This is a genomic window from Kitasatospora sp. MAP5-34 (genome assembly GCF_029894335.1).
Taxonomy (GTDB): domain Bacteria; phylum Actinomycetota; class Actinomycetes; order Streptomycetales; family Streptomycetaceae; genus Kitasatospora.
Map to the genome: position 1 here is coordinate 1 of NZ_JARXZC010000108.1, position 1464 is coordinate 1464.

The following is a 1464-nucleotide window of genomic DNA, read 5'->3' on the forward strand; positions in this document are numbered from 1 at the left end:
CGATGTCCTCCGCCGACAGGTGCGGGTCGGAGCATCGCAGCAGGTACTTGCCGTCGAGGTTCTCCTCGGTCTTGATCTTTGCGGTGTCGATGCGGAGCTTGCCGGCCGGGGTGGTGCGGAGGTAGCGGTTGAGGCCGGGCTTGTCGGCGAGCTTGCCGCGGAGTTCGCCGCGCTTGAAGTCGCTGAGCTTGTCGGTGTCTTCGATCAGGGCCGTCAGCTGGGAGACGAGCTGTTCGCGTATGTGCTGGTCACGGGTGGCGGCTTCGGGGTTGTGGCAGATCACGAACCGTTCGGTCTCCGAGATCCGCACCTCCTTGACCCGCATGTTCCCGGTGATCTCGCTGTAGCGGCCCTGGCGGGACAGGGCGGCCTTCACCTCCGGGCTGCCGGAGCGGAGTTTCTCGCCGACGATGTAGGCGTGGTCGCCCTGGCGTAGGTAGCGGCGGTTGCGTCCGCTGGAGAATCCCCGGTCGGTGACCCACACGATCTTGCTCAGGGTCCAGTCCCGCATGTCGTCCTTGACCTGGCGGATCAGCTTCTGGTCACCGGTATTGCCGGGCCATGACCAGACACGGACCGGGATCCCGTCCCTCGTGACGGCCATCCCGATCACGATCTGCGGCAGGTCGTCGCGGGAGTCCTTCGACTTGCCGAAGGTGCGGAACCCGGCCTGCTCCGCGGGCTCGCCGTCCTCTTCGGCGGTTGGGTGGTCGTCCGTCAGGAGGCGGCCCCTGTCGTCGCGGGCGGCGGGCTCGTCGGCCTCCTCCAGCTCGAAGTAGGTGCTGGTGGTGTCGAAGAACAGCAGGTCGACCTCGAGGTTGAGGAGGTTCGCGACCTCGTCGAACACCCGCTTCTCCAGGTCGTCGGTCACCTCGTGGAGCCAGTCCATCGCCCGGTAGCAGGCGTCGTCGTCGGTGGCTGGCAGGCCCTCGACGTGCACGTCGTGCGTGGCCCAGTCCGCGGCGGCCAGCTTCGAGGACGGCGCCAGGGCCCGGTTCGCGACCAGGGAGAACAGCACCCGCTCGGTCACCGATATGTTCCGGCGCCGGCCCCGTTTGGGCTGCCCGACCTGCCCGACGATCCTGTCGATCCTCAGCCGCCGCCAGAGATGATCGAGGACGTAGGTGCCGCCGAACGGGACCGACGAGACGAACTCCAGGTCACCCGCCGCGGTCGAGGCCAGCGCCTCACCCGGCTCCAGCAGCCGCGATAGAGACGCGACCAGCCGTTTCACCGCGTCCCGGTCGAGGTCGTCCTCACGGCCGAACGTGAACAGGACCTTCGGGACCGCCCGGCCCTTCACCGGATCCCACTCGTTGTGGGCCAGGTGCAGGTACCGCACCGTGCCGGACTTGTTCTCCCGTTTCGTCGTCTTCACGTACACGACTCCAGACCCTACGGACCAACTGCAGGTCAGCGCAGGCAGATCCGTAAAATCGCGTCTCTAGGCGAATCCGACCGCGT

The 1464-nt window shown here is 67.3% G+C and carries 1 protein-coding gene; it reads right to left on the bottom strand.

Annotated elements, in window-relative coordinates:
• Positions 1 to 1378, bottom strand: a 1378-nt coding sequence (locus P3T29_RS32585) for an IS1634 family transposase (protein ID WP_280720292.1), incomplete at its 3' end; no start/stop codon positions are given.
• Positions 1379 to 1464: the final 86 nt, after the last annotated feature.